The sequence below is a fragment of the Kitasatospora sp. NPDC023385 genome (genome assembly GCF_055664045.1).
Window position 1 is genome coordinate 40945 of record NZ_JBVOOL010000017.1, and the last position, 22012, is coordinate 62956.

Annotated in this window: 22 protein-coding genes; 10 read left to right on the forward strand and 12 right to left on the reverse strand. The window is 74.7% G+C overall.

Annotated elements, in window-relative coordinates:
• Window positions 1–110: 110 nt before the first annotated feature.
• Window positions 111–1115, forward strand: a complete 1005-nt coding sequence (locus AC0B61_RS24855) for a glycosyltransferase family 2 protein (RefSeq protein WP_471742942.1) — start codon at window positions 111–113, stop codon at window positions 1113–1115.
• Window positions 1116–1272: 157 nt separating this feature from the next.
• On the forward strand, window positions 1273–4182 hold the full coding sequence (locus AC0B61_RS24860; RefSeq protein ID WP_471742943.1) for an FAD-binding and (Fe-S)-binding domain-containing protein: 2910 nt from the start codon (window positions 1273–1275) through the stop codon (window positions 4180–4182).
• A 145-nt stretch (window positions 4183–4327) separates the two neighbouring features.
• On the opposite strand, the gene AC0B61_RS24865 is transcribed toward AC0B61_RS24860, so the two are convergent.
• Together AC0B61_RS24865 and AC0B61_RS24870 are read right to left on the reverse strand one after the other, a co-directional pair.
• A complete protein-coding gene (locus AC0B61_RS24865; protein ID WP_471742944.1) occupies window positions 4328–4777 on the reverse strand; it encodes a CBS domain-containing protein in 450 nt (149 codons plus the stop codon).
• A 70-nt stretch (window positions 4778–4847) separates the two neighbouring features.
• Window positions 4848–5858 carry a slipin family protein gene (locus AC0B61_RS24870; protein WP_471743046.1) on the reverse strand — a complete coding sequence of 337 codons (1011 nt, stop codon included), beginning with the start codon at window positions 5856–5858 and terminating at the stop codon, window positions 4848–4850.
• A 209-nt stretch (window positions 5859–6067) separates the two neighbouring features.
• On the opposite strand from AC0B61_RS24870, the gene AC0B61_RS24875 reads away from it, so the two are divergent.
• Complete coding sequence (locus tag AC0B61_RS24875) at window positions 6068–6865, forward strand: uracil-DNA glycosylase (protein ID WP_471742945.1); 798 nt, start codon at window positions 6068–6070, stop codon at window positions 6863–6865.
• A 40-nt stretch (window positions 6866–6905) separates the two neighbouring features.
• Here the strand turns inward: AC0B61_RS24875 and AC0B61_RS24880 are convergent, their stop codons facing one another.
• Window positions 6906–7784, reverse strand: a complete 879-nt coding sequence (locus tag AC0B61_RS24880; RefSeq protein ID WP_471742946.1) for a CHAD domain-containing protein — start codon at window positions 7782–7784, stop codon at window positions 6906–6908.
• Window positions 7785–7936: 152 nt separating this feature from the next.
• On the opposite strand from AC0B61_RS24880, the gene AC0B61_RS24885 reads away from it, so the two are divergent.
• From AC0B61_RS24885 to AC0B61_RS24895, 3 genes are all read left to right on the forward strand, one after another.
• Window positions 7937–8611, forward strand: coding sequence for a hypothetical protein (locus AC0B61_RS24885; RefSeq protein ID WP_471742947.1), 675 nt, complete (start codon window positions 7937–7939; stop codon window positions 8609–8611).
• 175 nt (window positions 8612–8786) lie between these two features.
• Window positions 8787–9602: a DsbA family protein gene (locus AC0B61_RS24890; RefSeq protein ID WP_471742948.1), complete on the forward strand. Its 816-nt coding sequence runs from the start codon at window positions 8787–8789 to the stop codon at window positions 9600–9602.
• 93 nt (window positions 9603–9695) lie between these two features.
• Entirely contained in the window at window positions 9696–10343 is a 648-nt protein-coding gene (locus AC0B61_RS24895; protein WP_471742949.1) for a vitamin K epoxide reductase family protein, read from the forward strand.
• Between the two features lie 7 nt (window positions 10344–10350).
• On the opposite strand, the gene AC0B61_RS24900 is transcribed toward AC0B61_RS24895, so the two are convergent.
• From AC0B61_RS24900 to AC0B61_RS24915, 4 genes are all read right to left on the reverse strand, one after another.
• Window positions 10351–10860, reverse strand: a complete 510-nt coding sequence (locus AC0B61_RS24900; RefSeq protein ID WP_471742950.1) for an NUDIX domain-containing protein — start codon at window positions 10858–10860, stop codon at window positions 10351–10353.
• Between the two features lie 118 nt (window positions 10861–10978).
• Window positions 10979–12064, reverse strand: coding sequence for a serine hydrolase domain-containing protein (locus AC0B61_RS24905; RefSeq protein WP_471742951.1), 1086 nt, complete (start codon window positions 12062–12064; stop codon window positions 10979–10981).
• 57 nt (window positions 12065–12121) lie between these two features.
• Window positions 12122–12646: a GNAT family N-acetyltransferase gene (locus AC0B61_RS24910; protein WP_471742952.1), complete on the reverse strand. Its 525-nt coding sequence runs from the start codon at window positions 12644–12646 to the stop codon at window positions 12122–12124.
• A 24-nt stretch (window positions 12647–12670) separates the two neighbouring features.
• The gene (locus tag AC0B61_RS24915) at window positions 12671–13087 is read right to left on the reverse strand and encodes an ankyrin repeat domain-containing protein (protein ID WP_471742953.1); all 417 of its coding nucleotides are present in this window, start codon (window positions 13085–13087) and stop codon (window positions 12671–12673) included.
• 391 nt (window positions 13088–13478) lie between these two features.
• On the opposite strand from AC0B61_RS24915, the gene AC0B61_RS24920 reads away from it, so the two are divergent.
• From AC0B61_RS24920 to AC0B61_RS24930, 3 genes are all read left to right on the forward strand, one after another.
• Window positions 13479–13673, forward strand: a complete 195-nt coding sequence (locus AC0B61_RS24920; protein WP_030243350.1) for a hypothetical protein — start codon at window positions 13479–13481, stop codon at window positions 13671–13673.
• A 105-nt stretch (window positions 13674–13778) separates the two neighbouring features.
• Window positions 13779–15395 carry a hypothetical protein gene (locus AC0B61_RS24925; RefSeq protein ID WP_471742954.1) on the forward strand — a complete coding sequence of 539 codons (1617 nt, stop codon included), beginning with the start codon at window positions 13779–13781 and terminating at the stop codon, window positions 15393–15395.
• 342 nt (window positions 15396–15737) lie between these two features.
• Window positions 15738–16112 (forward strand): RNA polymerase-binding protein RbpA, encoded by a 375-nt coding sequence (locus AC0B61_RS24930; protein WP_355365562.1) that lies wholly within the window; start codon window positions 15738–15740, stop codon window positions 16110–16112.
• Between the two features lie 125 nt (window positions 16113–16237).
• Here the strand turns inward: AC0B61_RS24930 and fxsA are convergent, their stop codons facing one another.
• The 5 genes from fxsA to AC0B61_RS24955 all read right to left on the reverse strand — a co-directional run bounded on the left by fxsA (window position 16238) and on the right by AC0B61_RS24955 (window position 21243).
• Window positions 16238–16816 carry an FxsA family membrane protein gene (gene fxsA / locus AC0B61_RS24935; RefSeq protein WP_471742955.1) on the reverse strand — a complete coding sequence of 193 codons (579 nt, stop codon included), beginning with the start codon at window positions 16814–16816 and terminating at the stop codon, window positions 16238–16240.
• Window positions 16817–16871: 55 nt separating this feature from the next.
• Window positions 16872–18503: an apolipoprotein N-acyltransferase gene (gene lnt / locus AC0B61_RS24940; RefSeq protein ID WP_471743047.1), complete on the reverse strand. Its 1632-nt coding sequence runs from the start codon at window positions 18501–18503 to the stop codon at window positions 16872–16874.
• A gap of 110 nt (window positions 18504–18613) precedes the next feature.
• Complete coding sequence (locus AC0B61_RS24945; protein WP_471742956.1) at window positions 18614–19069, reverse strand: N-acetyltransferase; 456 nt, start codon at window positions 19067–19069, stop codon at window positions 18614–18616.
• A gap of 42 nt (window positions 19070–19111) precedes the next feature.
• Complete coding sequence (locus AC0B61_RS24950; RefSeq protein WP_471742957.1) at window positions 19112–20752, reverse strand: amidohydrolase; 1641 nt, start codon at window positions 20750–20752, stop codon at window positions 19112–19114.
• A 50-nt stretch (window positions 20753–20802) separates the two neighbouring features.
• Window positions 20803–21243 carry an Lrp/AsnC family transcriptional regulator gene (locus tag AC0B61_RS24955; protein ID WP_030058365.1) on the reverse strand — a complete coding sequence of 147 codons (441 nt, stop codon included), beginning with the start codon at window positions 21241–21243 and terminating at the stop codon, window positions 20803–20805.
• A gap of 228 nt (window positions 21244–21471) precedes the next feature.
• Between AC0B61_RS24955 and AC0B61_RS24960 the strand changes: the two genes are divergently transcribed.
• Window positions 21472–21966 (forward strand): hypothetical protein, encoded by a 495-nt coding sequence (locus AC0B61_RS24960; protein ID WP_471742958.1) that lies wholly within the window; start codon window positions 21472–21474, stop codon window positions 21964–21966.
• Window positions 21967–22012 lie beyond the last annotated feature (46 nt).

The window sequence follows — 22012 nt, forward strand, 5'->3', positions numbered from 1 at the left end:
AGGCGACGTGAAGATATGGCGTGCGGTCGTACGATTTGCCGCTAATTGCTAGGAATTACGCACCGTCAGGGCTTTGCCACGGTTCGCGGGCCCTCTTACGCTCCGGCGTCATGGCCTCACCCCTGATCAGCGTCGTGCTCCCCGCCTACGACCAGCACGAACAGCTCGCCGACTGCCTGGACTCACTGCTCGCGCAGTCCCTGGCCGACGTCGAGGTGATCGTGGTCGCCGACCGCTCCCCCGAGACCGCGGGCGCACTCGCCGACACGTACGCGGCCCGGCATCCGCGGGTGTCCGTGCTGCACCTGAACGCGGCCGTCGGGGTCGGGGTGAGCCGCAATGCCGGGGCCGCCCGGGCGACCGGCGACTACCTGCTGTTCCTCGACGCCGACCACCTGCTGCCCCGGGACGCCCTGCGGACGCTCGCCGACCGCCTCAAGCAGACCGGCCCCGTGGACGTGCTGCTGTTCGGCCACTCCCGCCGGCACCAGGACCGGGACTGGCCCGGCGGAGCCGAGGCGCTGCTCGCCGAAGCCGGCCCCGAGGTGTTCGCGCCCTTCGACCGGCCCGCGCTGTTCGGTGCGCCGCCGCTGGTCTGGGACCGGCTGATCCGCCGCGGCCACTGGGAGAACCTGGGGCTCGCCTTCCCGCCCGGCCGCTACGAGGAGGTCCCGGTGGCGCACGCGGCGCTGCTCGGTGCCCAGACGGCCGCCGTGCTGGCGCGCGAGTGCGTCCAGCTGCGCCGCCGGGAGACCGTCCACCCCGCGAGCGGGCCGGGCAACAGCGTCTTCGACCTCTTCGACCAGTACGAGCGCAGCTTCGCCCTGGTGGAGGACCAGCCGCACCTGTACGCGGTGCGCGACGCGCTGTTCGTGCGGATGATCCGGCACTACCTGTTCGTCTTCGACCTCGCCGGCTGCGTCACCCGCGCCGAGCGGCCCCAGTTCTTCCACCGGGCCGCCGAGCACCACCGCCGCTTCCAGCCGCCCGGCCACCGGCGGCCGAGCGGCCGCGAAGGGGTCAAGTTCTCCCTGCTGGCGGGCGGCGCCTACCCGGCGTTCGAGGTCGCCAAGCTCTCGCACATCGCGCGCGGCACGCTCACCGGGCGGAAGTGAGCCGGGCCCCCGCCGGGCCGGGTAAGCCGTGCCGGGCCCGGTAGGCCGTTCGCGCCCCACAACCCGTCGCCCTACCCCCGTCGTGCCCGGTACCCCGGGAGCGCCGCGGCTGCCATGATCGGCGCAGCCGTCGTCGCACCCCCTCCGGGAGGCCCTGGTGAGCCGTCCGTCCGCCGTCCCCGGCGCCGAGCTGGCCCGTGAGCTGGCCGCCGTGCTGCGCGGGGAGGTCCGTTTCGGCACCGCCGAGCGGACCGTCTACAGCCACGACGCGTCCAACTACCGGCACCTGCCCCTCGGCGTGGTCAAGCCCGCCGATCCGGACGACGTGCGCACCGCGCTGGCGCTGTGCCGCCGGTACCGGGTGCCCGTGGTGGCCCGCGGAGCCGGGACCAGCATCGGCGGGCAGGCGATCGGCCCGGGCGCGGTGGTGCTGGACTTCCGCCGCCACCTCGGCGAGGTGCTGGAGATCGACCCGCAGGCCCGCACCGCGCGCGTCCGCCCCGGCACCGTCCTGGACGACCTGCAGCGCGCCGCCAAGCCGTACGGGCTGCGCTTCGGCCCGGACCCGTCCACGCACAGCCGCTGCACCATCGGCGGCATGATCGGCAACGACTCCTGCGGCTCCCACTCGCTCGCCTGGGGGCGCACCGCCGACAACGTCGAGCGGCTGGAGCTGCTGCTCGCCGACGGCACCGAGCTGACCGTCGGCGGCCCGCTCACCGGCCGGGAACGCGCGGCGGTCGCCGAACTGCCCGGACGGCCCGGCGAACTCCACCGGCAGCTCCGGGAGTTCACCGACCGCAACCTCGCCGTCATCCGCCAGGGGATGCCCCGACTGCCCCGCCGCACCTCCGGCTACCCCCTGGACGCGCTGCTGCCCGAACACGGCCACGACCTCGCCCGGGCGCTCACCGGCACCGAGGGCACCTGCGCGCTGCTGCTCGCCGCCACCGTCCGCCTCGTCGAGGACCCGCCCGCGCGCGCCCTGGTCGTGGCCGGCTACCCCGACGAGGGCGCCGCCGCCGATGCCGTCCCCGCGCTGCTGCCGTTCGGGCCGCTCACCGCCGAGGGCATGGCGGCCGACCTGATCGCCGCACTGCTCGCGGCCGGCCCCCGCCCGCCCGCGCTGGACCGGCTGCCCGCCGGCGCGTGCTGGCTGTTCCTCGAGACCGGCGGCGCCACCCCACTGGCCGCTTACCAGGACGCCCGCCGACTCGCCGACGCGGTGCGCCGCGAGCGCTCGGCCACCGTCGCCCTGGTCACGGACCCCGCCGAGCAGCGCCAGCTCTGGGCCGTCCGGGAGGCCGGGGCCGGGATCGTCACCCGCCTCCCCGGCGGCGGGCAGGCCTGGCCCGGATGGGAGGACTCCGCCGTCCCGCCCGAACGGCTCGGCGACTACCTGCGGGACCTGCGCGCCCTGCTGCGCCGGCACAGCCTGCACGGCGTCCCGTACGGGCACTTCGGCGACGGCTGCGTACACCTGCGGATCGACTTCCCGCTGGACGAGCCCCAAGGGGTGCTGGTCTTCCGGGAGTTCCTGGAGCAGGCGGCCGATCTGGCGGTCTCGTACGGCGGTTCGCTCTCCGGTGAGCACGGCGACGGCCAGGCCCGGGCCGAACTGCTGCCGCGGATGTACCCGCCCGAAGTCATCGACCTGTTCGGCGCGTTCAAACGGATCTGGGATCCGGAGAACCTGCTCAACCCGGGCGCCCTGGTCGACCCCCGCCCGCTCGACGCCGACCTGCGCTTCGTCACCGCCCCGCGCCGCCCGCTGCCACTGGCCCTGCCGTACGAACAGGACGGCGGCAGCCTGACCACGGCGGTGCACCGCTGCGTGGGCGTCGCCAAATGCGTCGACCCGACCACCGGGGTGATGTGCCCGAGCTACATGGCCACCGGCGAGGAGCGGCACTCCACCCGGGGGCGAGCCCGGCTGCTCGCCGAGATGCTGCGGGGGGAGGCGATCCCGGACGGCTGGCGGTCCGAGGAGGTCCGGGAGGCGCTGGACCTCTGCCTGAGCTGCAAGGGCTGCGCGAGCGACTGCCCGGTCCACGTCGACATGGCGACCTACAAGGCCGAGTTCCTGCACCAGCACTACCGGCACCGGCCGCGCCCGCTCTCGCACTACTCGATGGGCTGGCTGCCGCTCTGGCTGCGGGCCGTCGCGCACGCGCCCGGGGCCGCCAACACGCTGGTCCGTTCGCCGCTCGGCGGGCTGCTCAAGCGGCTCGGCGGAATCGACCCGCGCCGGGTGCTGCCGGTCTTCCCGCCGGAGACCTTCACCGCCTGGCACCGCCGGCACCGCGCCGCGCACCCCGCGCCGGCCGGCACGCGCCCGGTGCTGCTGTGGCCCGACACCTTCTCCGACCACCTCCAGCCGAACGTCCTGCGCTCGGCCGTCGAGGTGCTGGAGCACCTGGGCTTCGACGTCCGGCTGCCCGCGGGCCCGGTCTGCTGCGGCCTCACCTGGTACTCCACCGGCCAACTCGACACCGCCCGCCGGGTGTTGCGGCGCAGCCTGCGGTCGCTCGCGGCGACCGGGCCGGCCGGCGTCGGACTCCCGGCCGACACCCCCGTGGTCGGCCTGGACCCGAGCTGCACCGCCACCCTGCGCGAGGACCTGCCCCGACTCCTCGGCGCGGACGGCCTCCCGCTCGCCGAACGCACCCGCACCTTCGCCGAGTTCCTCGACGAGTACGCTCCGGACGCGCCGCTCCCCCGCGTCCCCCTCACCGCCGTCACCCAGACCCACTGCCACCAGCACGCGGTACTCGGCTCCGCCGCCGACCGCCGGGTGGAGGCCCGACTCGGGCTGGACAACCGGGTGCTGGACTCCGGCTGCTGCGGCCTGGCGGGCAACTTCGGCTTCGAACGGGGCCACTTCGAGGTGTCCGAAGCGATCGCGGAGCGCGTCCTGCTACCCGAGGTCCGGGCGGCCGGGCCGGACACGGTGGTGCTGGCCGACGGCTTCAGCTGCCGCACCCAGATCGCCCAACTCGCCGGAGGCAGGCAGGCCTTGCACCTGGCGGAGCTGATCGCCCGGGCCCTGCGGGAACCGACGGACTAAGGCTGGCGGCCTCGACCGGCTCCGTGTCCCGAGGCCGGCGCCGGGCCACCGGAGACCCCGGCGGTCCGAACGCGGCGACGGCCCCCACCGCCGGGGTGGGGGCCGTGTCCGGGACGGGCCTGCGGCCCGCGTGCGTACGGCGGGGTCAGCCCTGGGAGGTCGCCGCCGGCGTCTCCTCCGAGCAGACCGCCGAGACGAACTCGGCGACCCGGGACTGCGGCAGACCGCGCGCGATGTCCGCCTCGCTGATCATGCCGACCAGCTTGTGCTCCGGGTGGCTGATCACCGGCAGCCGGCGCACCTGGTACTGCTCCATCACCCGCAGCACCTGCTCGGTGTCCTCGTCCGCCTCCACCGTCATCGGCCGCCCCTGCGCCAGCTCGCCCGCCGACACCGACCCCGGGTCGCGGCCCTCGGCGACGCAGCGCAGCACGATGTCGCGGTCGGTCACGATGCCCAGCAGCTTGTCGCCCGGCCCGCAGATGGGCAGGGCGCCCACGTCGCGTTCCCGCATGATCCGGGCGGCGGCGGCGAGCGTCTCGTGCTCGCGGATGCACTCCGCGCCCGGGTGCATGATGTCGCTGGCTTTGGTCATGGTCCGCCTCCTGACCTGCTTCCTCAGTCCATCGTGGTCCGGGCGGGTGCCCGACGCCACCTGGCACCGCTCAGGCCTCCGGCCCGGGCTCCGGCTTCGGCACGCCGCCGGCACCGGTGCCGGACTCGGCATGCCCGTCCGGCGCGTCCGAGCCCTCCAGCGGTGAGTGCTCCAGCAGTTCCTCCAGCGGCGCGACCTCGTGCTGGGGCGGCTCCTGGTCGAGCTCGCCCTCCGGGATCTCGCCGCTCTCCACTGCCTCCTCGGCGGCCTTCGCCCCGGCGGCGACCGCGGCGGCCGTCAGCAGGTTCCGCTGCTGCACCTCCGTCGCGCTGTCCAGGAAGCGCAGCAGCTCCACCGGGAAGGGCAGCACGAGCGTCGAGTTCTTCTCCGCCGCCACCTCCACCACGGTCTGCAGCAGGCGCAGTTGGAGTGCCGCCGGGGTCGCACTCATCACCGCCGCCGCGTCCGACAGCCGCTGCGAGGCCTGGTACTCGCCGTCCGCCGTGATGATCCGCGCCCGCCGCTCACGCTCGGCCTCCGCCTGGCGGGCGATCGAGCGCTTCATCGACTCCGGCAGCGCGACGTCCTTGATCTCCACCCGGTCGATCTCGATGCCCCAGCCCAACGCCGGGCTGTCGATCATCAACTCCAGCCCCTGGTTGATCGGTTCGCGGTTGGCCAGCAGGTCGTCCAGCTCGCTCTTGCCGATGATCGAGCGCAGTGAGGTCTGCGCCACCTGGGAGATCGCGAAGTTGTAGTCCTGGACGTTGACCGTCGCCTTCACCGGGTCGAGCACCCGGAAGTAGACCACCGCGTCCACCCGCACCGTCACGTTGTCCCGGGTGATGCCCTCCTGCCCCGGGATCGGCATCGTCACGATCTGCACGTTCACCCGGCGCAGCCGGTCCGCGATCGGCACCAGCGCCACCAGCCCGGGCTGGCGCACCTCGTCGCGCACCCTGCCGAAGCGGAACACCACGCCCTTCTGGAACTGCTGGACCACCCTGATGCTCAAGCCCGCCCAGATCGCCCCCAGCCCGGCCAATCCCCCGATGGCGCCCAGCACCGCATCGACGATCATCGCGGCCTCCTCGCGGCCTCCGCGCATACCGGTGCGTCCGGCCACCGCCGACCCGGCCGGGCCGGGGGCCACCGGAGCAACTGCTTCCACGCTACGCCTCCCCGGCCGAGCCCGATCGAACCGAACGGACCGGCGGACGACGGGGGCAGGACGACGGGGCGGCCCGGACCACGGAGCAGCCGCACGGCGGGGCGCCTAGGCTCGGGCGCATGCCGATCGTGGCCCCGCCGCCCTCTCCCGCTGACGACCCCGGAGACCCCCGACACCCGGCCGCGGCCGCCGAGGCCGCCGCCCGGACGGGCGGACTGGCCGCGCTGGACCGGGTGGTCACCGGCTGCCGGGCCTGTCCCCGTCTGGTCGAATGGCGCGAGGAGACCGCCCGTACGAAGCGCCGTGCCTACCAGGACTGGGACTACTGGGCCCGCCCCATCCCCGGCTTCGGCCCGCCCGACGCCCCGCTCGTCCTCGTCGGTCTCGCCCCGGCCGCGCACGGCGCCAACCGCACCGGCCGGATCTTCACCGGCGACCCCTCCGGCGACCTGCTCTACGCCGCCCTGTACGACCTCGGACTCGCCAACCGCCCCGAATCCGTGCGCTACGGCGACGGTCTGGAGCTGTACGGCGTGCGGATCACCGATCCGGTCCGCTGTGCCCCGCCCGACAACAAGCCCAGCACCGCCGAACGCGACACCTGCCGCCCCTGGATCACCCGCGAACTGCGGCTGCTGCGCCCCACCGTGCGGACTATCGTCGCCCTCGGCGGCTTCGCCTGGCAGGCCATGCTCCCGGTGATCGCGGACGCCGGCTGGCAGGTTCCCCGCCCGCGGCCCGTCTTCGGCCACGCCGCCCGGGTCGAGCTGCCGGCCCAGGACGGCGGGCCGCCGCTGCGGCTCTACGGCTGCTACCACGTCAGTCCCCGCAACACGAACACCGGCCGCCTGACCACCGCGATGCTGAGGGACCTGCTGCGCGACGCGGCGCACTCGGCGGGACTCGGCACTGTGTAGCCGCTCCCGGCAGCCGGACGGCCGGCTCCGTGCGACGCCGCTACTCGAAGCGCGCCAGCTTGGGTTTGCCCGCCCGGTGCCACGCCTTCGGGAGGTGCTCGCGGGCCTCCGCCGCCTCGGCCAGCTGGCGGCCGTAGAGGATGCCGTAGCCGAAGGGCTCTCCGCCGGTCGGCGCGTGGGCGGCGAGGGCGGCGGCGGCGACCACGGCGTCCTGGTGTTCGCCGAGGATCTGCTGGACGGCCTTCATCCGCTTCGTGTAGCGCTCGGCCCGGGCCCCGATCTCCGGGGCCGCGGTCTCGCCGGCGTAGCGGGCGCGCTTGGCCGCCTTGCGGGCGTCGTGGAGGGCCTGGTTGCGGTCGTCGGCGGCGGCGCCGAGGGCGGTGTGGACGCGTCCGGCGGTGCGGCGCTGTTCGCGGGCGGCGATCCGGGACAGCTCGGGGCCGGCGGGGCGGGCGGCGCGGTGGCGCAGCGGCGGGTCGGCGACGAGGGTGGCGAGGGCGTCGCCGAGGGCGCGGCGGCGGGGGCTGTCGAGGGCGGCGAGCGCCTCGGTCCGGGCCGCGCGGTACTCGGCGGCGCCCCACCGCTCCAGGCTGGCGGCGACCCGTTCCGGGCCGCCTGGGGCGGGCAGTTCGCGGGCCTGGGCGGCCAGCCGTGCGGTCAGCACTTCACGGTCGCGGGCGCCGCCGAGGGCGCCGCCCAGCCAGCGCAGCTCCGCGACCATTTCGTCCGTCGCGCCTGGGGCGAACAGCCGGCGGAAGGTCCGGAGGGCGCTGCGCAGCCGCCGGCAGGCGACTCTCATCCGGTGCACCGCGTCGGGCTCGTCCGCCCGGACGGCGTCGTCCAGGCCGGCCAGCACCGCCGCCTGCGACTCGATGCGGGCCAGCACCGCCTGCCCCACCGTGGTCTCGGGTTTCGCCATCTGCTCGCCCCTCCGTCGGGGTCGCCGGGGACGCTTCCAGGCTAGTCCGGCCGCGGCGGTTGTCGCCCCCGCGCCCGGCTGAGCGGGGGTCAGCCGGGACAGCGCGCAGGCACCCTCGTGCCGGGTGTGAGCGTCATGGCATACTCCGGAGCGTGACGACCTCCACCCATGCGACCAGGGCCCTGCGGGCCGCGGTGTTCACCGCGCTCGCCGTGCCGCTGGCCGCGCTGGGCCAGGTGGTCATCACGGGCCGCCCGCTGCCGCTGTCGCTGGTGGCCTCGGCGTGCGCCGCCGTCTTCCTAGTCACGGCCGCGCTGGCCGGCGGGGAGCGGCGGATGCTGCACGTCTGCGGGGTGATGGTGCCGGTCGAGCTGCTGCTCAACACCACCTTCAACCTGGGCCAGACCGGCTGTGGGCCGATGCTGTCCGGGCAGGTCCCCGCACGCGGGGTGAACCTGCTGGTCTGCGGCGGCGGTTCGATGGACGGCTCGCTGCTGTCCGGCCCGCTGGGCCACGCCGGGCAGTTGGCGCCGGCCGCGACCCAACTGCTGCTCCTGCTGGTGCACCTGGTGATCGCGCTGGCAGCCGCTGCCTGGCTGCGGCTGGGCGATGCGGCGCTGTCGGGCCTGGCCCGGGCGATGCGCGCGCTGCGCGAGTCGCCGGCCCGTTCGCTGCGCGCCCTGCTCGTCCTGCTGCTCCCGGCCCCGGTACTTCCGGTGCTGCGGGTGCCACTGCCGGTGTCGGACCACCCGCGGCCGCGCCGCGAGGACGTGGTGCTGAGCCCGGCACCCCGGCGTGGCCCGCCGGCTTTCGCGCCTGCCTGCTGATCGTTTCCTTACGGCTGCCCCCGGGCACCCCGGACCCGATCGTCCCCGTACCCGGCCGAACGGCCCCCGTACGCCCGCAGGCAGTGCGCACGACTCCCGCGTCCACCGACCCCCGCCGCACCCGGTGCGGTTTTCCGCGCGCACCCGCGCGCCGCGTACAGGAGTTGACTTCCCCATGGCTCAGACCCCCGGCAAGCAGCAGGCCCAGCGCATCAGTGCCCGTGAACGGATCCAGGAGGCGCAGCTCCGCGAGCAGCAGGCCGCCAAGCGCCGTCAGCGGATCGTCGTGACGGTCTCCGCCGTCGCCGTGCTCGCCCTCGCGGGCGGCGCCGCCGTCGCGATCGGCTCGGCCTCGCACAAGGACGACAAGGCCCCCGTGGCGGCCGCCGCGGCCCCGCTGGTCGTCCCGGCCAACGCCACCGGCCCGGACGGCACGGTGATCACCTACGGCAAGGCCGACGCCCCGCACACCATGGAGGTCTTCGAGGACTTCCGCTGCCCGATCTGCATGCACTTCGAGGCGGCGAACGGCGAGACCGTCAAGAAGCTCACCGAGGACGGCCGGGTCAAGGTGGAGTTCCACCTGGCGGCCTTCCTGGACAAGAACCTCGGCGGCAGGGGTTCGCGCACCGCGCTGGCCGCCGCCGGCGCCGCGCTGAACGAGGGCGTGGACAAGTTCAAGCAGTTCCACGACGTGCTGTACGCCAACCAGCCCGACGAGCGCCAGGACGCCTTCGGCGACGTGAACCACCTGCTGGACCTGGCCGGCCAGGTGCCCGGTCTGAAGACCGACGCCTTCGTCAAGGCCGTCCAGGACGGCACCTACGCGCCGTGGGCGGCCAAGGTCGCCGACGCGTTCAACGACAGCGGGGTGACCGGCACCCCGACGGTCAGGGTGGACGGCAGGCCGGTCACCCTGTTCAGCGGCAAGGCCGTGGTCTCGCCGGAGCAGTTCACCGCGCAGGTCAACCAGGCCGCCGGCCTGCAGTAGGCCCGGCCCCGCCCCGCATTCGCACGGCACCACCGGCCCGGCCGAACTCCCGGCCGGGCCGCCCCTCCCCGTCAGCCACCGGAGTGTGCTGCCATGTCTGCCGCGACCACCGTGCACCTCTCCCACCCCGCCCCCGACGCCGGCCGGGCCCCGATCGGCGCCGGCCGGGCCTACGCGTTCCTGCTGTTCCTCGGCGGGCTGGTCGGGCTGGCCGCCTCGGCCGTCCTGACCTTCGACAAGCTCCGCATCCTGGAGAACCCGTCGTACGTCCCCAGTTGCAACATCAACCCGGTGATCAGCTGCGGCTCGGTGATGCGCACCGAGCAGGCAGAGGTCTTCGGCTTCCCGAACCCGCTGCTCGGCCTGGTCGCGTTCGGCGCGCTGGCGGCGATCGGCGCGGGGCTGCTCTCCGGTGCCGCGTACCGGCGCTGGTTCTGGCTGGGCCTGCACGCGGGCACCGCGCTGGGCGTGGTGTTCGTGCACTGGCTGGCCGACCAGGCGCTGTACGACATCGGCGCGCTGTGCCCGTACTGCATGGCGGTGTGGGCGACGGTGGTGGTGCTGTTCTGGTACACGACGCTGCACAACCTGCGCGCGGGCGTGATCCCGGTGGGCCCGCGCCTGCGGGTGGTCGTCCGGGAGGCGGCCCACTACCACTGGGCGCTGCCGGTGCTGTGGGCGGCCGTGATCGCGCTGCTGGTCCTCAACCGCTTCTGGTACTACTGGAGCACGCTGGTCTGATCACCTGTCACCCCACGTACCCCGCCGAGTGCAGCAGAGCGGCGGCGCCGGTACGCCGGGCCTCCAGGGCCCCGGTGAGCCGGCGCGCCGCGCAGGGGTGCAGCAGGGCGGCGGCCTGTGCGGGCGTGAACCAGCCGTAGTCGGCGATCTCCTCGGCCTGCACCCGGACCGCCGCGCCCGCCTCGACCGTCCCGCCGTCGAACATGAACTGCACGGCGGGGTGAGCGTGTTCACCCTGGTCGGGGATGGCGTCGCGCCACTCCACCACGAGCAGCCGCAGCTCCCCCGCCACCAGCCCGGTCTCCTCGTGCAGTTCGCGCGCCGCACACTCGGCGGGCCCCTCCCCCTGGTCCATCCCGCCGCCGGGGAACTGCCACTGGTCACGGTAACTGACCTTCAGCAGGAGGACGTTGCCCGATTCGTCGGTCAGCAGCACGCTGCAGCCGACGTAGGCGCGCACCAGCCGGGCGAGCCACTCCTCTTCCGAGAGTGCCCAGGTGTCGCAGGTGTCCGTCATCGCGCCTCCTCCGCCGAGTGCCGTCCTCGGGGACACTCTGCCGCGATCCCCGCCCCGCAAACGGTGGTTCGCACGCCATCACCCGAACGAGTGCCCGTGCGGATGGCCCGGCTACGCGTCAGCCGAACACCGCGCGCCGGAAGGCGTTGCGCAGGTCGGTGAGCGGCTGGGTGACCCGGTCGTGGTGCACCTTGTTGGTGAGCAGCAGCGCCCAGCGGCCGAGCCGCCGGGAGAGCCAGCAGCCGGTGCCGGTGAAGCCGTAGTGGACGAAGGTGCCCTCGGCGGGCTCGGTGCCGGGGGCGTACAGCCAGGACAGGCCGCGGGCGGGCCGCAGTCCGCCGGTCTGCTCGCGCAGTGACTCCTCGATCCACGGCTCGCCCCACGGCAGTCCGGCCGGCGGGGCGAGCGCCGCGGCGAGGAACCGGGCGAGGTCGCGGGCGGTGGCGAAGGCCCCGGCGTTGCCGCTGACGCCGCCGAGCAGCCGGGCGGAGGGGTCGTGGACGACTCCGCGCAGGTGGCCGCCCGCCTGCTCGTCGTACTCGGTGGGCGCGGTCCGGGCGGTGGACGCGGCGTCGAGCGGCCCGTACCGGGTGTCGGTCATGGCGAGCGGGCGCCAGGCCCAGCGCGCGGCGAGTTCGTCCAGCGGCGCGCCGCCGAGGTCCTCGACCAGGTAGGTGAGCAGCACGGCGGCGCGGTCGGTGTACTCGACGACCGTCCCGGGCTCGCGGTGCAGAGGAGCGGCGAGCACGCCGGCCCGGATCGCCGCGGGCCGGCGCCCGTAGAGCGATTCGAAGCGGGTGTAGGGGGGCATCCCGGCGGTGTGGGCGAGGAGTCGGCGGGCGGTCACCGCGCCGACGGGGCGGCCGGCGGCCGGCGCCCACCAGTGCCCGAGCGGCTCGTCCAGCGGCAGCCGCCCGGCCTGCCACAGCACCCCGGCGCACGGCCAGAGCGCGACGACCTTGGTGAGGCTCGCCAGGTCGTACAGGGTGTCCGGCCCGGGCGCGAGCCGCGCGTACGGGCCCTGCCCGAGCGCGCCGTGGCTGCCGCCGCCGAGGGCGCCCCCGGCGTCGCCGACGGCCCATACGGCGCCCGCCCCGACGCTGCGGACGCCCGCGCGGACAAGTCCGTCCAGCTCCCCGCCCGGGGCGGCCAGGGCGGGGAGCCGGTCGGCTCCGGGTGCTCGTCCGGGTGCTCGGTGGCTCATCCCGCCCCCCAGGGCCAGTCGTCAGGGCGATGGGAGCCTACCCGGCGGGGCGAGCAGTCAGGCCGCCGCGACGAGTTCCTTGCCGAGGCAGATGCTCTGCGGGTGCTCGCGGTAGATGCCGAACTTCTGGACGGCCTCGTAGCCCTCGGATCCGTACAGCGCGATGGCCTCGGGCTGCTCGGTGCCGGTCTCCAGGATGAAGCGGGTGCGGCCGGCCTCGACCGCCGTCTCCTCCAGTCGCCGCAGCACCGCGCGGGCGAGGCCGCGGCCGCGGGCGTCCGGGATCACGAACATGCGCTTCAGTTCGGCGTCGCCGTCGCGCAGCCCGTGCGGGCCGGCCTGCTTGGCGCGCCAGCCGCCGCAGGCGACCGGCCGGCCGTCGAGGTAGGCGATCAGGAACAGGCCGGCCGGCGCCTCGAAGTCCTCGGGGTGCAGCACGGTCTCGTCCGGGTCGCCGTACCGGCGGACGTACTCCTGCTGCACCTCCGCCGACAGGGCCTGGGCGTCGGCGTGGGCGTAGCCGGTGATGCGGAACTCGACGGTGCCGGTGACCTTGGCGGCGGTGGTCGCGGTGGTGTCCATGGTCGAAAAGCCTACGGTCCCCGCTCAGCGCGCCTCGAACCGGGCGACGAGGTCCACCTTGCCGAACATCCGGGCGGTGTCCAGGGCGCTCGGGGTGCCGGCCTGCGGGTCGGCGCCGCCGGCCAGCAGCGCGGTGAGCACGTCCTCGGCGCCCTTGAAGACGGCGCCGGCCAGCGGGGTCTGGCCGCGGTCGTTGGCCAGGTTCGGGTCGGCGCCGCGCTGGAGCAGCGCCTCGACGGCGGCCGCGTGGCCGTGGTAGGCGGCGAGCATGACGAGGGTGTCGCCGCGGTCGTTGGTGAGGTCCGCCGGGGCGCCGGCGTCCAGGTAGGCGGCCAGGGTGGCGGTCTCCCCGGCCCGGGCGGCGTCGAACAGCTTCCCGGCCAGCGCGATCACCTCGGCGTCGGGGGCGTCGGCGGGCTGCTGGCTGGCGGCGTCGGTCATGGCGGGCGGCCTTTCCGGTCGGTTCGTCGGACGGTCACGGGCTGCGTCCAGGGCACGGTAGCGGCCGGTGCGGGAGCGGGCCACCCGGTGTCCGTGATCCGGATGGCGGCCCGGCCCGCCACGACACACGGCCACCCGGGCGCGCAGCCATTCGAGCGACTTCGCCGACCCCCGGAAAACTCCCGCCCGCCCGGCGGGAATGCCTGGCCGCACCGAATCCCCGCGGCGACCGGCCCCACCCAGACCGGTTCGCATACCGCCATCCGGCGTCAGGAGCGGTACTGGACGGCGGAACCACCCATTTGCGCCGTTCCATCATCTATTACTTTTTGTCACGATTAGTGCACTTTCCGTAACACCCCCGCTTGTCCCCCCTCCTGAGGAGCGGAACGTGATCCTCTCGATTTCCGGCATCGTCCTGTTCGGCACCATCGCTTTTCTCTTCTTCCGCCGAGACGGACTGAAGGTCTCCCACGCCATCGTCTGTGCCCTCCTCGGCTTCTACATCGCCGGCTCCTCGATCGCCCCGAGCATCACCGCGGGCGGCGCCAGCCTCGCGAGCCTGCTCAGCGGCATCAAGTTCTAGCCGCCGCCACTCCCCCGTACCGGCCCGGGCGCGGATCCCACCGCCCCGGGCCCCGTCGTACCCCACCCCGCCCCCACCCGTCCCACTCGCCCGGGGAGTCAAGGAATGCCGCTCCACCGCCACCTCAGCAAGGGCCGCGAGGTCGCCCGGACCGCCGGGGAACACGCCTCCGACATGTTCGCCCCGCTCTCCGTCATCGGCCGCGGCCTGCGCCACCAGGCCGGCTGGGCCAAGTCCCGCTGGCAGGCCACCCCGAAGGAGCGCCGCGGCCCGACGCTCTTCCTGACCGCCGCGATGCTGGTCGGCATCTACCTGCTGCCGCACGGCCTGCTGTTCGCCCTGATCGCCCTGATGGCCAGCGCCGCCTGGGCCGGCCGGGCCCCCAGGACGCCGCCCGCCCCGCCCACGCCGGACGTCGCCGACGTCAAGTTGAGCGCCCTCTACGCCGCGCTCACCCCGTACCTGTGCGGCCCCGAGGACGTCAACCCGCTGTACCGCTTCGAGGGCAGCTACCAGGACGCCTTCGGCGCCTGGGAGTTCGACGGCGAGGGCCGGCTCTCCCGGCTGGAGCTGACCTACCCCGCGTACTTCACCGACACCGAGCCGGCCGCCCGGGCCCGGATCGAGCAGGTCGTCCAGGGCAAGGCCGGCCGGGCCCGGGAGTACCGCTTCGACTGGGACGAGGAGTCCAACCGGCTGCGGATCGCCTCGCTCGCCCCGCTGCCCACCGACATCGTCGCCCAGCGCTTCGTCGCCGCCCCCGGCGAGATCGTGCTGGGCTTCACCGACGAGGACGGCAGCGCCCGCACCATCCCGGTCAGCCAGGGCGGTACGACCGTGCAGCAGCCGCCGGTGGTCTGGCGCACCGGCCCGCGCTCCTCCGAGCCGCACCTGCTGGCCCTCGGCGTCACCGGCTACGGCACCTCCAGCCTGCTCCGCTCGGTCGCCCTGCAGGCCCTCCCGTACGGCGACCTGGTGGTGGTCGACGGCGCGGGCACCGGCGAGCACGCCTGCCTGGTGAACCGGCCCGGCGTGCACACCGTGGAGACCAGCCTGCACGGCGCGCTGGCCGCGCTGGAGTGGGCCGCCCAGGAGACCCACCGGCGGCTCACCGCGCTCAACGCCGCCCGGCACGCGGGCAGCGCCCCGCCCGAGGACGCCGTCCGGCCGCTGTGGCTGCTGCTGGACCATCCGACCGAGCTGAGCGAGCTCGCCCAGGCCGAGGGCCGCCCCGACCCCCAGGACCTGCTGGAACTCCCGCTGCGGCACGGCCGGGCCGCCCGCGTCACCGTGGTGATCGCCGACGACATCGAGGCCAGGGACCGGATCACCCCGACCGTCCGCGCCACCACCCGGGCCCGCGTGGTGCTCGGCCCGGCCGGCCCGGACGAGGGCCGCGCCGCGCTCGGCGCGCCGCTGGACATCGTGCCCGCCGCCCACGCCCCGGTCGGCCGCGGCTACGCCCGGATCGGCACCGGCACCCCGGTCCGACTGCAGGTGCCCGCCACCGTCGACCCGCTGGACGACGAGGCCGCCGCCCAGCTGCGGGACGCGGTGATCGCCCTGCTGCCGCACCGGGACACCCGCACCGAGGCGGCGGCCGGTGCGCCGCCCCGCCCGGAGCGCCCCCCGGTGGTCGCGCCCGGCGAGCCGGCCCCGCCGGCCCGCCCGGTCGACCTCGCCAAGGGCGAGCCGATGATCCGCTCGCGTCCGATCTCCTGACCGCGCGCTCCCGCTCTCCTCGGCGCCCCTGCGGCGGCCTCCCGGGGCGCTCCCCGGCGGAACACCGGCCGGGGACCGGGGTCGGCGACCGCTGTCGAAAGCCGTCCCGGTACGCTCGTCACAGAAAGTCCGCACGATCACCAGATGTGAAATAGGTGACACCTAGGGTGATATCACCGGTCAGATGTGACAAATCGGGCGCAGGTGGGTACAAACAGGGGCGGCACAACAAGACGACGCATGTCCCGGGACGGGAATCTTCGTCGGAAGCCGAGCGTTGACCGAACGACGAAGAACAGCGACCACTAGTCCTGTGGGCCATAAGCCCGGGAGGCACGATTCATGAGCGAGCGAGCTCTCCGCGGCACGCGACTCGGGGCCACTAGCTACGAGACCGACCGTGGTATCGATCTGGCTCCCCGCCAGACCGTCGAGTACGCATGTCAGAACGGACACCGATTCGAGGTTCCTTTCTCGGTCGAGGCAGAGATCCCCGCCACCTGGGAATGCCGCTTCTGCGGCCAGGAGGCGGCACTTCTCGACGGCGACGAGCCGGAGGAGAAGAAGGTCAAGCCGACGCGCACCCATTGGGACATGCTGATGGAGCGCCGGACGCGCGAGGAGTTGGAGGAGGTGCTGGCCGAACGGCTGGCCGTGCTCCGCTCCGGTGGGATGAACCTCGCGGTGCACCCGCGGGACACCCGTAAGAGCGCCTGATTTCGCTCCCGCTCCGAGCGGGAGACACGAAAAGGAACCCTGGTCTCCAGGGTTCCTTTCGCGTTGTCGGGGGCGGCCGGATCGGCCGGGCCGGTCGGGCCGGTCGCCCGGCCCGCCGGCCCGCGTCAGCCGTTGAGCGGCGGGCGGTAGGTGGTGTCCGGGCCCTGCGGGCCGCTCGGGCCGGCCTCCGGGTCGACGACCTCGCCCTGGACCACCTTGCCGTCCGGGCGGTGGATCCGCAGCTGCTCCTGCAGCCGCATCGCGTCCGCGAACGGGTCGGCGCCGGCGGGGGAGGCACTGCGCAGCGCCTTGTCCGCGACCCTGCGCCCGCCCATCCGCCACAGCGCCCGGGTGGGCGGGAACAGCAGGGTCAGGGCCACCAGGTCCGACACGAAGCCGGGGACGATCAGCAGCAGGCCGGCCAGCACCGTCATGCTGGTGCCGGTCTGCGGCTGCTGGGACTGAGGGTTCCTGCTCTGCTCGATCGCCGCCGACAAGGCCTTCAGCCCGGCCCGCTTGATCAGCGAACTGCCGATCACGGCGCCCGCGACGAGCAGCAGCAGGACGACCAGGCCGCCCAGCCACGAGCCGACCTGGACCAGCAGCCAGATCTCCAGCACCAGCCAGGCGGTCATCAGCAGCGGCAGCACTCGGCGGAGCTTTCCGCGCGGGGCCGGACGGGTGGGGGTCGCTTGCTGGGTCACGGTACGAATCCACTCCAGGCGGTGCTCTGCGCGCCGCACGGGAGGTCCGGGCCGGCTACGGCACCAACTGGTCCAACGATTCCTGCTCGGCGGGTGTTCCGGCGGCCGGTCGGTCTGCGGCCTTGCGACGCCGTCCGACCAGCACCGCAGCGCCGCAGGCCAGCAGGCCTCCGATCGCCAGCGTCCACTCCGGGACGGCGCCGACCCGGTCGGCCACCGTGGTGCCGTCGCGCAGCGGGACGGTCGCCGACAGCTCTGCCGCCGTCAGCTCCCGGGTGCGCTGCTGGACGGTGCCGTCCGGGGCGATCACCGCGCTGATGCCGCTGGTGGCGGCGATCAGCACCGCCCGGCCGTGCTCGACGGCCCGCAGCCGGCTCATCGCGAGCTGCTGCTCGGGCTGGCCGGTCTTCGCGTAGGTCGCGTTGTTCGTCTGGACGACCAGGACGCGGGCGCCGCTGTCCATGGTGTCGCGGACGATCTCGTCGTACGCCACCTCGAAGCAGATCACGTCGCCGATCCGGGCCGGGCCCAGCTGCATCACGCCGTTGTGGTCGCCCGGGTAGAAGTCGCGGGCGACCCGCTGGAGGCGGGTGATCACCTTCATCAGCTGGGCGCGGAACGGCACGTACTCGCCGAACGGGACGGGGTGCTGCTTGGTGTAGGAGGCGCCGGGGCCGGTCTGCGGATCCCAGACGATGCCCTCGTTCTGGACGTGCTGCGCGTCCGGGCCGTCCACCAGGGTGCCGACCAGGGTGGGCACGCCGACCGCCCGCACGGCCTCGTCGATGCGCTCGCGGGCCAGCGGATCGCTGAACGGGTCGAGGTCGGAGGAGTTCTCCGGCCAGATCACGACGTCCGGGCGCGGGACCTTGCCCGCCTCGATGTCGGCGGCCAGGCGCTCGGTGGCCGAGGCGTGGTTGTTGAGGACCATCATCGGGCGGCCGAGGAAGTCCATGCCCGGGTTGGGCACGTTGCCCTGGACGATGGCGACCTTCAGGGTGTCGGCCGCGGCGGTGGGCACCGGGACGAGGTAGCCGGCGAGCAGCGCGGCCACCGCGCTCAGCGCCGCCAGCGCGGCGGTCTTCGGGGCCCGGCCCGGCCCGCGCAGGCGCAGCGCCGCCCAGGCGAGCAGGCCGCCGGAGAGGGCGACCGCGAACGTCACCAGCGGCGCGCCGCCGAGCGCGGCGAGCGGGGTGTACGGGGTGGCGGTGTTGGCGAACGCGAGCCGGCCCCAGGGGAAGCCGCCGAGGGGCAGCCGGTCGCGGGCCCACTCCTGGGTGATCCACAGGCAGGCCCCCCAGAGCGGCCAGCCGGGCAGCCGGGAGGTCATGGCCAGGCCGCCGCCGAGCAGGGCCAGGAACAGCGCCTCGATGACGGACAGGCCGACCGTGGCGTCCCAGCCGACCACCCGGAGCCAGCTGAGCAGCATCAGGAAGAACGGCAGACCGAAGGCGAAGCCCGTCCACAGGCCCTGGCGGAAGGTGCGGCCCCGGGTGAGCAGCGCGAGCGCGGCGACGCCGAGCAGCGACAGCGGCCACAGGTCGTACGGCGGGAAGGCGAGGGCGAGCAGCAGGCCGGCCAGGGCCGCGAGGCCGGTCCGGGGCAGTCCGGCGCGGACCTTGGTGAGCCCCCGGGCGCCCCGACCGGGCCGGGGCACCGGCTCCTGCGGATCGGGAGTGACGGGAATGGCCACCGGCGCACCATCTTCCTGAAGCTTGCTGTTCGGACGCTGTGCGAAGAAGGTACCCCGGAACGCCGGTGGGGCGTGAGGTGAGGGTGGTGGGGCGTCCCGGCTGGTCAGCGCTCCGAATAGCGGACCCGGCCGAGCGGCCAGTCCTCGGAGAGCCAGGTGGAGACGGCGCGGTACAGCGGGGCGTCCAGGTGGGCGCGGTCGGCCCGGACCCAGGAGCTGACCGAGACCACCGACGGGTCCTCACGGTCCGGGTAGATGTAGACGCAGCCGATCACCTCGTCCCCCTCCGGCTCCAGGACGGTGTAGGTGAAGCCGGTGCGCTCGGCGAAGTCGGCGGCGTGGCGGCGCAGGTCGGCGAGGTTCTTCTCCGGCGGCATGCCGTCGGTGGGCGGCCAGTGCCGGCCGACGAAGCCGGGGGTGGCGCGGATGTGGTCGATGCTGCCCGTCCAGGCGGCGTGGTCGGAGGCGTTGTGCTGCTCGCCCAGGGGCTCCAGGCGGAACTCCGGGGCGAGCAGCTCACGCGGGACGGCGAAGTCGGCGGGTACCAGCGGATCGGTCATGGTGGTCAACCTACGGTCCGGTGGCCCGCCGCTTCATCCGGTTTAGCGCTGGTGCACGGTGCGGCCCCGGACGACGGTGCGCAGGCAGGTCGGCAGCGGGGTGCCCGGGGTGAGGTCGGGCAGGCCGGGGGTGCCGGAGCGCGGATCGGTGGACCAGCCGGCCACCCGGGAGTCGGGGGCCTGGACGACCAGTTCGCCGGCCGCCCAGATCGCGTAGCTGGCGACCGCGCCGGGCACCAGCACGCCGTCCTGGTCGCGGCCGATCGCGCGCCAGCCGCCGCGGGTGTGGGCGGTGAAGGCGGCCCGGACGGAGATCCGGTGCTCCAGGGTGCGGTGGAAGGCCGCCGCGCGGACGGTGCCCCACGGGTCGAGCGGGGTGACCGGGGCGTCCGAGCCGAAGGCCAGCGGGACACCCGCGCGCAGCAGGGCGGCGAACGGGTTGAGGGCGGCGGCCCGCTCGGCACCCAGGCGCTGGACGTACATGCCCTCCGGGCCGCCCCAGGCGGCGTCGAAGGCGGGCTGGACGGAGGCGGTGAGGCCGAGCTCGGCGAAGGCGGCGATGGACTTGTCGTCCAGGGCCTCGGCGTGCTCGACGCGGTGGCGCAGGGCCTTGACCCGGCCGGCGCCGACCCGCTCGCCCGCGGCCCGGACGCCGTCGATCACGGCGGTCACGGCCGCGTCGCCGATGGCGTGGAAGCCGGCCTGCAGCCCGGCCTCGGTGCAGGCGGCGACGTGGTCGGCGACCTGACCGGCGGTCAGGTAGGCGGTGCCGGTGTGCCCGGCGTCGGCGTACGGGGTGTGCAGGCAGGCGGTGCGGGAGCCGATCGCGCCGTCCACGAAGAGGTCGCCGCCGGCGCCCACCGCGCCGAGCCGGCGGGCCGTCTCGACGCCGCCCGACTCGCCCCAGTAGCCGAAGACTTCGGGGCCCTCGCCCTCGGCGGCCAGGGCCAGCAGGGCGGCCAGGTCCTGCTCGGAGGAGATCTCCGGGCCGGCGCACTCGTGCAGGGCGCCGATGCCGAGTTCGGCGGCGCGGGCCAGGGTGGCGCGCTGGGCGCGGCGGCGCTGCTCGGCGGTGAGGCGGGCGAGCGCCGCCCGCCGTACGGCGTGGTGGGCGTCCTTGGTGAGCGGGCCCTCGGGGTCGTACCCGGGCCGCTCGGCGAGGCCTTCGGTGCGGGTGCGCAGCGCGGTGGTGGCGAGCGCGGAGTGCACGTCGGTGCGGGAGAGGTAGAGCGCGGCGCCGCGGGCGGCGTCGTCGAGTTCGGCGAGCGTGGGCGGGCGGCCCTCGGGCCAGCCGCTCTCGTCCCAGCCGTGGCCGATCAGCACCCCGCCGGGCTCGCTCCGGGCGTCGACGAAGGCGGTGACGGCCGCCAGGGTGGCGGCCAGTGAGGGGCTGCCGGTGAGGTCGAGGCCGGTGAGTGCCAGGCCGGTCGCGGTGGCGTGCACGTGGGCGTCCACGAAGGCGGGGGTGACCAGCGCACCGTCCAGCTCGACGACCTCGTCGGCGGTCGCGGCGTACGCCTCGGCGGCACCGTCGCTGCCGACCCAGGCGATGTGTTCGCCCTCCACGAGCATCGCGGTGGCGAAGGGGTCGGCGGGGCTGTAGACGGCGCCGCCGCGCAGCAGGACGGTCCGGGGGCCGCTCCGGCCCGGGGGCGGGCAGGAAGGGAGGGTGCGTTCGGTCATGCCGCCAAGTCTGCACCGTGCCCCGTGCGCCGCTGCGCGCCGCCCTGACCTCAGAGCTTCGGGGGGCGTGCCTCGTACGGGGTGGAGAGGACGACGGTGGTGCGGGTGGAGACCCCGGCGGCGCTGCGGATGCGGGCGAGCAGGTCCTCCAGGTCGCCGGGGGCGCCGACCCGGACCTTGAGGATGTAGTTCTCGTCGCCGGCCACGCTGTGGCAGGCCTCGATCTCGGGCAGGCCGGCCAGGCGGTCGGGGGTGTCGTCGGGGGCGCTGGGGTCGAACGGCTTGACCGAGATGAACGCGGTCAGCGCCAGGTCGACGGCGTCGGGGTCGATGATCGCGGTGTAGCCGCGGATCACCCCGCGCTGTTCGAGGCGGCGCACTCGCTGGTGCACCGCCGAGGTGGACAGGCCGGTGGCCTTGCCCAGGTCCGTGTAGCTCATCCGGCCGTCCTCAAGGAGCAGCTGGACGATGCGTTGGTCGAGATCCTCCACGGTCCGCAAACCTACCCGGTCGGGAGCACGGGGGGCGCACGAGGTGGCACGGGAAGGGATCGCAGGTGTCAGGAGGCACGTGCCGGGTGAATGTGGCAGTGGATGTGGCCAAGGACACACCCGGTGCATCACGGTGCGGAACGGCGCAGGATTATGAGTCCGGATCACAGGGAAGTGCTGGTTGTGGCCCTGGATGACCACGCCGGGCCCGATCCTAGGGGGATCCTCATGCCTGCTACTGACCAGCGTGTGCTGGGCGCCGACGAGACCGACGATATGACCGGCCGCGACGACTTCGCGGTCGCCCCCACGCCGGGCACCGATCCTGGCGAGGCCGAGACCTGGGACATCTTCCGGGTCCACTGCCCCGAGTGCCGCCGCCCGATCGCCCTGGTGGCGGACGAGGAGCGGCTGCCGCAGCACGCCGTGCTGCCGACCGCCTGGAACCCCTTCACCCCCGCGGTCTGCCCCGGATCGGGCACGCCGACCGACGACCTCGCGGAGGTGGAGGCCCCGGCGGACGCCGAGTCGACCGCGCTCGAGGCGCTGTTCAAGCTCCCGACCGGACTGGACTGGCGCACCCAGCCGTTCTCGCACATGGTCGCGCACTGCCCGGTGCGGATCACCACCGTCGGCCTGGCCGGGCCCGTCATCCCCTCGGCCCCGACGGTCTCCGCGCTCCGTGCCATTCCGGAGCAGCGCCGCCGCCTCGTCCGGCGCTGACCGCCCGGCCGGCACCGGCCCTCGTCCCGCACCGACCCCTCGTCCG

Coding starts and splice junctions, on each gene's coding strand:
- AC0B61_RS24855 (WP_471742942.1), top strand. CDS start 111: ATGGCCTCACCCCTGATCAGCGTCGTGCTCCCCGCCTACGACCAGCAC.
- AC0B61_RS24865 (WP_471742944.1), bottom strand. CDS start 4,777: ATGACCAAAGCCAGCGACATCATGCACCCGGGCGCGGAGTGCATCCGC.
- AC0B61_RS24870 (WP_471743046.1), bottom strand. CDS start 5,858: ATGATCGTCGATGCGGTGCTGGGCGCCATCGGGGGATTGGCCGGGCTG.
- AC0B61_RS24875 (WP_471742945.1), top strand. CDS start 6,068: ATGCCGATCGTGGCCCCGCCGCCCTCTCCCGCTGACGACCCCGGAGAC.
- AC0B61_RS24880 (WP_471742946.1), bottom strand. CDS start 7,784: ATGGCGAAACCCGAGACCACGGTGGGGCAGGCGGTGCTGGCCCGCATC.
- AC0B61_RS24890 (WP_471742948.1), top strand. CDS start 8,787: ATGGCTCAGACCCCCGGCAAGCAGCAGGCCCAGCGCATCAGTGCCCGT.
- AC0B61_RS24895 (WP_471742949.1), top strand. CDS start 9,696: ATGTCTGCCGCGACCACCGTGCACCTCTCCCACCCCGCCCCCGACGCC.
- AC0B61_RS24900 (WP_471742950.1), bottom strand. CDS start 10,860: ATGACGGACACCTGCGACACCTGGGCACTCTCGGAAGAGGAGTGGCTC.
- AC0B61_RS24905 (WP_471742951.1), bottom strand. CDS start 12,064: ATGAGCCACCGAGCACCCGGACGAGCACCCGGAGCCGACCGGCTCCCC.
- AC0B61_RS24910 (WP_471742952.1), bottom strand. CDS start 12,646: ATGGACACCACCGCGACCACCGCCGCCAAGGTCACCGGCACCGTCGAG.
- AC0B61_RS24915 (WP_471742953.1), bottom strand. CDS start 13,087: ATGACCGACGCCGCCAGCCAGCAGCCCGCCGACGCCCCCGACGCCGAG.
- AC0B61_RS24925 (WP_471742954.1), top strand. CDS start 13,779: ATGCCGCTCCACCGCCACCTCAGCAAGGGCCGCGAGGTCGCCCGGACC.
- AC0B61_RS24930 (WP_355365562.1), top strand. CDS start 15,738: ATGAGCGAGCGAGCTCTCCGCGGCACGCGACTCGGGGCCACTAGCTAC.
- AC0B61_RS24945 (WP_471742956.1), bottom strand. CDS start 19,069: ATGACCGATCCGCTGGTACCCGCCGACTTCGCCGTCCCGCGTGAGCTG.
- AC0B61_RS24950 (WP_471742957.1), bottom strand. CDS start 20,752: ATGACCGAACGCACCCTCCCTTCCTGCCCGCCCCCGGGCCGGAGCGGC.
- AC0B61_RS24960 (WP_471742958.1), top strand. CDS start 21,472: ATGCCTGCTACTGACCAGCGTGTGCTGGGCGCCGACGAGACCGACGAT.